This window comes from Actinomyces israelii DSM 43320, assembly GCF_000711965.1.
Taxonomy (GTDB): domain Bacteria; phylum Actinomycetota; class Actinomycetes; order Actinomycetales; family Actinomycetaceae; genus Actinomyces; species Actinomyces israelii.
Genome location: NZ_JONS01000076.1, coordinates 1 through 8,593, shown reverse-complemented (window position 1 = coordinate 8,593; position 8,593 = coordinate 1). Strand labels below are relative to the sequence as shown.

Sequence of the window (8,593 nt, the reverse complement as noted above, 5' to 3'; positions counted from 1 at the left end):
AGGTGCTCCGCAGACGCCAACCAGGAATCCCGCAGCAGTTGCCCCAGAATGCCATTTTGTTTAATTCCGGCCATACTTATGATCCTGAGGGCCGCCGGTGTCGACTGGCTCCAGTACCAAAGACAGGTCATCGTCGCAGGTCTTTGGTTGATGCCGGCTGTCGTCGTCCTGCTCACTGTCCTCAGCAAGGAGAAGCCGCCCCGGTCGGCGGGCGCCTCGGAAGTGTGGGCTATACCGGGGACGGGTATTATGTCAGAGGATACACGGTGGCGGGCCCGTCGAACAACGGTACCTCCGGTACCGCCTCGGCCAGCGGATTCGGGGCGTCGAGCACCTACCGGATCACGAAGGACTTCTTCGGCGACGGCACAACCACCCGCAAGGATTGAGCCGTCGCGCCGTTTCGGCCCGCCCGGTCGGCACGGCGCCCCGCCCTCTCTGCTCGACGACGGTTGAGGCCCGGGCTGTGGGGCTGTGCGTCTCAGCCGGCTGCCGCCCAGGCGCGCAGGCGCTGCATGGCCTCGTGAGCGGGCGAGCCGGTGGGCGGCGTGATGACGACGACCTGCGCGCCGTCGTCCTCAGCGAGCATGCGGAAGGGGACCGTGACATCTCCGATGAGGGAGTGGAAGATCCGCTCCTCGCCCTGGGAGGAGCGCGGCGGCAGGTCCTGATCGATCCACAGCCGGCAGAACAGGCGGCTGCGGGCGCTCAGCGTACCGACGACGCCAATGAGATCGGGATCGTCCGGGTAGTCCTGAAGCGCCCCTCGCAGGTCCGCCACCGCGCGCGTGATCACATCGCCCCAGTCGGGCCAGAAGCTCTGGGCCGCCTCCTGGTCGAAGAAGGCGAACTCGAGCAGGTTCACCGTCTTCTTCTGGGTGCCCGCCCACTCCAGCACGGGCGCGTACAGAAGACGAGCCGGCCTGTTGACGGCCACCAGGTCGAGCGACCGGCTGCGCAGGTAGGCCGGCATGTCGAAGGAGTCCAGGAGCTGCCGGGTCGGTGCCGACACCGCGCCGCCGTGCCCCGCCATCCGTCCGGCCCCGGAGGGGCTCGCCTGCTGGACGGGCGGTGCGACAACGGCCTGCTGGTCCGTCGCAGCACCGGCGTCGGGATACGCCGCACTGAGCAGAAGGTTGAGGCGCTGGCGATCGGCCGGACTCAGTGCGAGCACATCACTGAGAAGATCCTGCAGCGACGGCTCCGGCCCCGAGGGCAGCAGGCCCTTCTCAAGGTCCGTGTAGTAGTCGGTGGCGACGCCGAGCAGCCGAGCGATCTCATCGCGGCGGAGCCCGGGCACACGGCGCGGCAGGCCCTTGGTGGGCAGGCCCGCCATGGCTGGGGTGACCACTGCGCGATGCTCAGCGAGGAACATGCGCAGATCCGCTTTTTGAGACTTGAGTCCTCGACGCATATCTACAGAGTAAGAGATGAGCGGGGCTCCCGTTACCCTTTCATGATATTTCGCTCAATCTTGGCGGTTAGCAGTCGGTTAATTTAGAACGGTGCCGACCGGCCCCGGATGAGTCTAGCCTTCACCCATGAACCAGACCGAAATCGCCCCCGCCGCTGAGTCCGCGCCCCTGAGCGTGGCCGACGTCGTCTCCATGCTGCGCGCCGCCGCTCCGCCCGAGCTCGCCGAGCCCTGGGACTCCAACCAGCTCATTTGCGGCGACCCGGCCGAACCCGTCGCCTCCGTCCTTCTGGCCGTCGACCCGGTCGCCGTCGTCGTCGATGAGGCCATTGAGCGCGGTGTCGATATGGTGATCACCCACCACCCTCTTTACCTGCGCGGTACTGACCAGGTTTCCGCCGCCGACCCCAAGGGCCGCTGCGTGCACCGGCTCATTCGCAACGGTATCGCCCTGGCCAACGCCCACACGAGCCTCGACGCCGCCCACGGGGGCGTCGCCGCCGCCCTCGCCGCCGCCGTCGGCCTGCTCGACACGACGCCGCTGGAGCCCAACCCGCTTGACCCGACCCAGGGCATCGGGCGCGTCGGCAGCCTCCAGGTCCCCGTCCGACTGCGCGACCTGGCTGACGCCGTCGCCGACGCGCTTCCCGACTCCGCACCCGGCCTGCTCGTCGGCGGGGACCTCGACGCGACCGTGGAGACCGTCGCCGTGTCCGGCGGCGCCGGAGACTCCCTGCTCGGCGCCGCGCGCGACGCCGGCGCCGACGCCTTCCTCACCGCCGACCTGCGCCACCACCCGGCGTCGGAGCACCTGGAGGCCGGACGCCCCTACCTGCTGTGCGGCACCCACTGGGCCACCGAGTGGGTCGGTCTGCCGCCGCTCGCGGCCCGTCTGGAGCGGGCCGGCGCAGCGGGGGGACGTAGACTCACCACATACGTGTCCGAGGTCGTCACCGACCCGTGGGCCCTGCGTCTGAGCACGGGATCTCAGGCGCGCGCCCGGACCGCGCAGAACTCGATACCCAGCCAGTGAAGGACCACAGCAGTGACGAGTGCCCCTCTTCGCCAGCAGCGTCGTCTCATCGACCTGCAGAGTCTTGACTCCCGCCTCGCCCGCCTCACCCATGAGCGGGCCCATCTGCCTGTCCTGAGCCGAATCGAGGCCACCGTCAGGCGGCTGCGGGACAACCGGCGCGATGCCGCCGTCGCCGCCGGGGCCCTGGCCGACGCCAAGGCAGATGTCGCCCGCGCCGAGGGCGAGGTAGGACAGGTGGTGCGCCGAGCCGCGATTCTGCGGGAGCGGCTCTCCTCGGGAGCCGCAGCCGCCCGCGACCTCGGCGCCATCCAGGGCGAGATCGACCAGCTCGGCCGACGCCAGAGCATCCTGGAGGACACCCAGATCGCGGCCATGGAGGCCCAGGAGGCCGCCCAGGCGGAAGCCGACCGCCTCGCCGCCCAGGAGCAGGAGATCCGCGCCGCCGGCCGTGAGCTCACCTCCACCCGCGACGCCGAGTTCGTCCGTCTCGACGGCGAGATCAAGCAGGTCCGTGAGCGGCGGGCCGACCTGGCCGGCACAATCGACGCCGCTCTGCTGGCCGAGTACGAGGCCGCCCGGGAGGCGACCGGCGGCATCGGTGCGATCGCCCTGTACGGCCGGCGGGTCGAGGGCGCCGTCGAGATCGGCCCCGCCGAGCACGCCCGGATCGCTGCCGCACCGCAGGACGCCGTCATCCACGCCGAGGCTAACGACGTCATTCTCGTGCGCATGGAGGAGTGACCCGCGCGCTGTGGGGCGGGCCCGGTCGGCGGGCGAGCCGGCCGGGGAGGGGATAGAGTGCGTCCTGCGGACGAGCCGACCGGGCGGCCGCGGTGCCGCGGGGCCACCCGCGGATCGAGGAACGTCCGGGCTCCACAGAGCAGGGCGGTGGCTAACAGCCACCCGGGGTGACCCGCGGGACAGTGCCACAGAGAACAGACCGCCTGCCGGGTGACCGGCCGGTAAGGGTGAAACGGTGGGGTAAGAGCCCACCAGCGCCGCAGGCGACTGCGGCGGCTGGGTAAACCCCGCTCGGAGCAAGACCGCACAGCAGGCGCCCGAGGGCTGCTCGCCCGAGCCTGCGGGTAGGTCGCGTGAGCCCGCCGGCAACGGCGGGCCAAGATAGATGGTCGCCACCGCCACACCGGCAACGGTCGGCGGCAACAGAACCCGGCGTACAGGTCGGCTCGTCCGCCCCTGCGCGCCAGGGCCGCTCTCGTGAGGGTGCCCACCAGGTGGGCCTGGTGGGCACCCTCATGCGAGGCGGAGGATCACTCGGTCAGCCGATCCGCCGACTGACGGGTCAGTTCTCGTTCCTCACCTTGATGTACTGGTCGTCGTAGTTGGACAGGCCCGAGACGGTCCATACGCCTTCCTTCGACTGGGCCTCCTCCCTGGTTACCAGGAAGGTGGCGTAGCCTGTTGCGCTGCCGCCGTCATGGGGCATGTTCTGCTCGCGGTACTCGTCATCGGCGATTGAGAGCACAGCATCGGTCGTGTTGCCGTTCCGGACGTAGCTGATGTGCACGTCGAAGTCGCCGAGCTGTCCCGAGCCGTGGTAGGTCACGGTCACCGGCACACGGATGTAAACCTTGTCACTCGGCGGTTCCGTCCACAGGACCTTCGCGGTGACGCTCCTGAACTGCTGGGTGGCGTCCCAGTTGACGACCCCGAAGGTGACGTCGACCGACGCATCCGAGCCGTTGGTGTAGGTGCTGCCCGCCTGGACGGTCACGGTCTGACTGGGCGGGTACGGATTCTTCTCCGATGTTCCGACGGCGCCGGCGTCCGGTGTGGCGGACGTCGTGGTGCCACCGCCGCCATTGTTGTCGCTGTCGCTGTCGTTGCCGTTGCGCAGGATCGCGTAGAGACCGCCTCCGACCAGCGCGATCACAAGCAGGCCGATAATGAGCCAGAACCACCACTGCTGGATGATGGACTTGGAGCCGCCCTGAGCGGCGACATTAACGGGCTGCCAGCCCGGTCCCTGCGGCAGCCCGCCGGGAGCCCCCTGGACGGGACCGCCCGGGGCGGGCATTCCCTGGTTGTGGTAGGGCGTCGGCGCCTGGGCGTAGTTCATGCCGGGGGCGTACGGGGACGCGCCCGGACCCGAGCCGACGACAGGGGCCGGTCCCGAGCCGACGACGGGACCCGAGGCGGCGTAGTCGCCCGACGGCGCGGAAGCCGACTGCCCGGTCGGGTCCGCCACCGGCGACGACGAGCTGGAGGGGACCGCCTGCGTCGGGGCCCATGCGGCGTCTGCCTCTGACGACGTCTGGGGGCCGGAGCCGCCGCCGGGCACGGAGTCCTCGACCCACAACTGCCATCCCTCCGGGGCCGGGCCCCAGGCGGGGTCGGGCTGCCACCCCGCGGGAGGGTTGAATCCCTCCGGGGGCGCAGGCCAGTTCGGCGGCGGGTTGAATCGAAGTGCCATAAGGAACCTCCGGGACGGTCGGATGATGGGGCGTCGGTGCGACGTGTGTCGTCCTGAGGACGAATGTACACGGCGCGAGCCTTGTCGTTCTCCCGGAGGCGCACAGGGCGCCGGGAAGCTCTGCCCCTCGGCAGGCGGACGAGGCGGCCCGGGGCGCCGGGCGCATCGGGGAATCTGAGGAGGGAGGCTATGGCAGGGTGAGCACCTCCGCACCGTTCTCCGTCACCACGAGAGTGTGCTCGAACTGGGCGGTGCGGGAGCGGTCCTTCGTCACCACTGTCCAGCCGTCATCCCACTGCGTCCACTCCTCGGTGCCCAGGGTGAGCATGGGCTCGATGGTGAAGACCATGCCGACCTCCATGACGTCGGCATACAGGGGGGCGGCGTCGTAGTGGGGGATGATGAGGCCGGAGTGGAACGCCTCTCCCACTCCGTGGCCGGTGTAGTCCCGTACGACGCCGTAGTCGAAGCGCTTGGCATACTTCTCAATGACGCGTCCGATGACATTGACCTCGCGTCCGGGCCGCACGGCCCTGATACCGCGCTCCATGGCGGTGCGCGTGCGCTCGATGAGCGCGGCCGTCTCCGGATCGACCCGGCCGACCGGGAAGGTCGCGTTCGTGTCGCCGTGAACGCCGTCGAGGTAGGCGGTCACGTCCAGGTTGATCAGGTCGCCCTCCTTCAGGAGGGTCGAGTCCGGGATGCCGTGGCAGATGACCTCATTGACCGAGGTGCAGATCGACTTGGGGAAGCCCATGTACCCCAGGCAGGAGGGGTAGGCGCCGTGGTCGCACATGTACTCGTGGGCGATCCGGTCGAGCTCGTCGGTGGTGACCCCGGGGGCGATGGCCGCCGCGGCCTCGGCCAGGGCGCGAGCCGCGACGCGCCCTGCGCGGCGGATCCGCTCGACCGTCTCCGTGTCCTTGATGTCGGAGGCGGTCACATGCTCGGGGCCGTCGTGGAACATGTACTCGGGACGGGGGATCGAGCCGGGCACGTGCCGGTCGGGGCTGAGCCTGCCCTTCGTGAGGGTGCCGCGAGGGGCCCTGTCCGCCAGGGAGGAGGTCGAGTGAGTCATGGGCCCAGCATAGGAGCGGTCTTCGACGGGCGGCTCACCGATCGGCTCTGCCATACGATGAGCACATGGCGAAGATCCACTTCGTGCGGCACGGTCGCACCATCCTCAACGAGCAGCGTCGCACGCAGGGCGCCGCCGACTCCCCGCTCACCGCCGAGGGCCGCCGAGGCACCGAGGTCTGCAGGGACTTCCTGGCGGAGGCGCCGCTGACCCGCGCCTACCTCAGTCCCCAGGGCCGTGTCCAGGAGACCGCCGGCATCCTCCTGGCGCCCCACCCCGACATCGTCCCCGTCAACCTCGTCGGGTTGCGCGAGTACAACTACGGCATCTACGACGGCGGTCCCGACGAGGAGATGCTCGCCGCCCTGCCGACCGCCGGATTCCTCCCCGAGGTCATCTCCGGCACCCACCCCGGCGCGCCCGGGGGCATCAGCGCCGTCGACTACCTCTCCGACATCGACGGCGCCCTGAGCCGGATCATCGCGGACCTGCGCGCCGCCGTCGGGGCCGGCCGGGACGACGATGAGGAGGAGGTCCTCGTCGTCTCCCACGGCATGACGATCATGAGCATGATGAGCCGCTGGATCGGGTTCGAGGTCTACGGCATGGCCCCCATGGCGAACTGCTCGATCACGACCGTCCAGGTGGACCCCACGGCCGACGACGGCGCTCCCCGTCTCCTCCGGTGGGCCCTGGACCCGGCTGGCCAGGGCGTCACCTTCGCTGCGGACGACATCACCAGTGCCTTCACCGGCGTCGTCCCGGTCCCGATCGACTGGTCCCACCCCGAGGGGCTGTGAGGGCCCGTCATGAGCACCACCCTGGAGATTCTCCACACCGGCGGCGTGATCGTGGACAGGACGCTGCCCTACCACCGGCCTGCAGACCCCCACTGTCCTGGACGCACATCCTCCGCGGCCGCGGCGACCTCGTGACGGCCCCGGTCAGCGCCTACCTGATCGAGAACAGCCGCGGCCTGACTCTCATCGACACCGGCTGGCACCCGGTCAACCGCGGCCGCCTGGGCCAGATCGCCAACCTTCGCCACCAGTACCCCGTCAACAAGGCGGACCTGCCCGACGGTCAGGCCATCGACGAGCAGCTGGAGGAGCGCGGCATCCGGCCCCGGGACCTGGACCTGGTCCTCATGAGCCACCTCCACTGCGACCACGCCGATGGCCTGCGGCTGGTCGGGGAGGCGCCTCGGATTCTCGTCTCCCGGCCCGAGGCCGAGGGCGTGCGGGCGTCCCGTCCCATGTACCTGCCTCACGAGTGGGACGGCGTCGATCTGCGGACATTCTCGTGGAACACGCCCGTGGGGCCGTACGGTGCTGGCTATGACGTTTTCGGCGACGGCAGCCTGGTCATGGTCGCGGTCCCCGGGCACTCGCGCGGGCTGTGCGCCACCATTGTGCGCGGGAATGAGTGCGGGCCTCACAGCCAGGGGCGGGTCGAAGGCGTGGACGCTCCCGGGCGGGACGACGGCCGGGCGTTCCACCTGCTGACCTCGGACGCCGGCTACGGTCGGCCGTCCTTCGATCAGGGACTGCGCCCCAGCGTCGTCGTCAGTGCCGCCCAGGCCGAGCGCTCCCTGGCCTGGGTGCGCCGCGTGGAGCACGATCCGCGCTGCCTGGGTCTCATTGCCAACCACGACCCGGAGGTGGAGCCGGGAGTCCGCACGTTCTGAACGTTCTGAGGCGGGAGCTCCTTTGCGCTGGTATCAGGGCGTACGCTCGACGGCGAGTAGCGGCGCAGCCATGCCGTCCATTCATCCGGAAGGATACGTGTGAGCACACCCGCGATCGTGACCGAGAATGTTGACGCCTGGTTGCGCCGGCGCCGCCGTCGGCGCGACCTGCAGACCAACGAGACCTACGCGGCACTCGCACTGGCTGTCGCGACCGCCCTGGCCCTGGTCTGGGCCAATATCGGGCACAGCTACCACAGCTTCTGGGACACGCCCGCCGCCCTTGCCATTGGCCCGTTCAGCGTGGAGCTCAGCCTCCACGGCTGGGTGGATGAGGGCCTCATGACCGCCTTCTTCTTCATGGTGGGCCTCGACGTGCGCCGCGACCTCACTCTCGGCGAGCTGCGGCTGCCCGGCCGCGCCCTCCTTCCGGCCGCCGCCGCGATCGGAGGCCTCGTGGTCCCGACGATCGTCTACCTGGGGATCGCCCACGGGGCCGACGGCGCGAACGCCTGGGGATCGGTCATCTCCACGGACACTGCCTTCGCTCTGGGGATGCTCGCCCTCGTCGGCCCCAGGAGGGCTCCCCGCCTGCGCGCCTTCCTCCTGGCCTTCGCCGTCATCGACGACATCGGCGCCCTGCTGGTGATCGCCGCGTTCTATGGCTGGAATTAAACAAAATGGCATTCTGGGGCGGCTGCTGCGGGATTCCTGGTTGGCGTCTGCGGAGCACCTGGCATAGGACAGCCTCATGCGGATCGGCATGACGGACGAGGAGAGGGGCATCCTCATCAGGTGGAGGAGGCGTTCGGACACCTACAGGCTGGTGAGAATTGAGGGCGGGGGCGGTTGTGTGCGCTGCCCGCGGCGTTGGCCTGGATATTATCGCGGAGATGGTCGAGCGGGCCGAGGGGACGGTACGTGAGTGGCTGTCGGAATGGCGG

General features: G+C 69.8%; 10 protein-coding genes and 1 other RNA gene. 8 read left to right on the top strand and 3 right to left on the bottom strand.

Translation table 11 applies throughout. The features are described from left to right. Positions 1-224 precede the first annotated feature (224 nt). A complete protein-coding gene (locus tag O145_RS18500) occupies positions 225-389 on the top strand; it encodes a hypothetical protein (protein ID WP_156966818.1) in 165 nt (54 codons plus the stop codon). Positions 390-481: 92 nt separating this feature from the next. Here O145_RS18500 and O145_RS14810 read toward each other — a convergent pair whose 3' ends face one another. After that, complete coding sequence (locus tag O145_RS14810; protein WP_229118614.1) at positions 482-1,351, bottom strand: helix-turn-helix transcriptional regulator; 870 nt, start codon at positions 1,349-1,351, stop codon at positions 482-484. Between the two features lie 190 nt (positions 1,352-1,541). Between O145_RS14810 and O145_RS14805 the strand changes: the two genes are divergently transcribed. The 3 genes from O145_RS14805 (at position 1,542) to rnpB (ending at position 3,644) form a co-directional block, all read left to right on the top strand. Then, positions 1,542-2,447 carry a Nif3-like dinuclear metal center hexameric protein gene (locus tag O145_RS14805; RefSeq protein WP_043564366.1) on the top strand — a complete coding sequence of 302 codons (906 nt, stop codon included), beginning with the start codon at positions 1,542-1,544 and terminating at the stop codon, positions 2,445-2,447. A 12-nt stretch (positions 2,448-2,459) separates the two neighbouring features. After that, the gene (locus O145_RS14800; RefSeq protein ID WP_043564365.1) at positions 2,460-3,191 is read left to right on the top strand and encodes a zinc ribbon domain-containing protein; all 732 of its coding nucleotides are present in this window, start codon (positions 2,460-2,462) and stop codon (positions 3,189-3,191) included. Positions 3,192-3,262: 71 nt separating this feature from the next. Continuing rightward, an RNA gene (gene rnpB / locus O145_RS16740) (RNase P RNA component class A) lies at positions 3,263-3,644 on the top strand. 109 nt (positions 3,645-3,753) lie between these two features. Here the strand turns inward: rnpB and O145_RS14795 are convergent. Beyond that, positions 3,754-4,884, bottom strand: coding sequence for a hypothetical protein (locus tag O145_RS14795; RefSeq protein ID WP_043564361.1), 1,131 nt, complete (start codon positions 4,882-4,884; stop codon positions 3,754-3,756). 187 nt (positions 4,885-5,071) lie between these two features. Then, positions 5,072-5,962 carry a type I methionyl aminopeptidase gene (gene map / locus O145_RS14790; protein WP_043564359.1) on the bottom strand — a complete coding sequence of 297 codons (891 nt, stop codon included), beginning with the start codon at positions 5,960-5,962 and terminating at the stop codon, positions 5,072-5,074. Between the two features lie 65 nt (positions 5,963-6,027). Between map and O145_RS14785 the strand changes: the two genes are divergently transcribed. The 4 genes from O145_RS14785 (at position 6,028) to O145_RS14775 (ending at position 8,324) form a co-directional block, all read left to right on the top strand. Further along, a complete protein-coding gene (locus tag O145_RS14785; protein WP_043564356.1) occupies positions 6,028-6,762 on the top strand; it encodes a histidine phosphatase family protein in 735 nt (244 codons plus the stop codon). 9 nt (positions 6,763-6,771) lie between these two features. Then, the gene (locus O145_RS19670; protein WP_267489943.1) at positions 6,772-6,897 is read left to right on the top strand and encodes a hypothetical protein; all 126 of its coding nucleotides are present in this window, start codon (positions 6,772-6,774) and stop codon (positions 6,895-6,897) included. Beyond that, on the top strand, positions 6,894-7,649 hold the full coding sequence (locus O145_RS14780; RefSeq protein WP_229118613.1) for an N-acyl homoserine lactonase family protein: 756 nt from the start codon (positions 6,894-6,896) through the stop codon (positions 7,647-7,649). The genes O145_RS19670 and O145_RS14780 overlap by 4 nt, the downstream gene beginning before the upstream one ends. Positions 7,650-7,748: 99 nt before the next feature. Beyond that, positions 7,749-8,324, top strand: a complete 576-nt coding sequence (locus tag O145_RS14775) for a Na+/H+ antiporter NhaA (protein ID WP_043564354.1) — start codon at positions 7,749-7,751, stop codon at positions 8,322-8,324. Positions 8,325-8,593 lie beyond the last annotated feature (269 nt).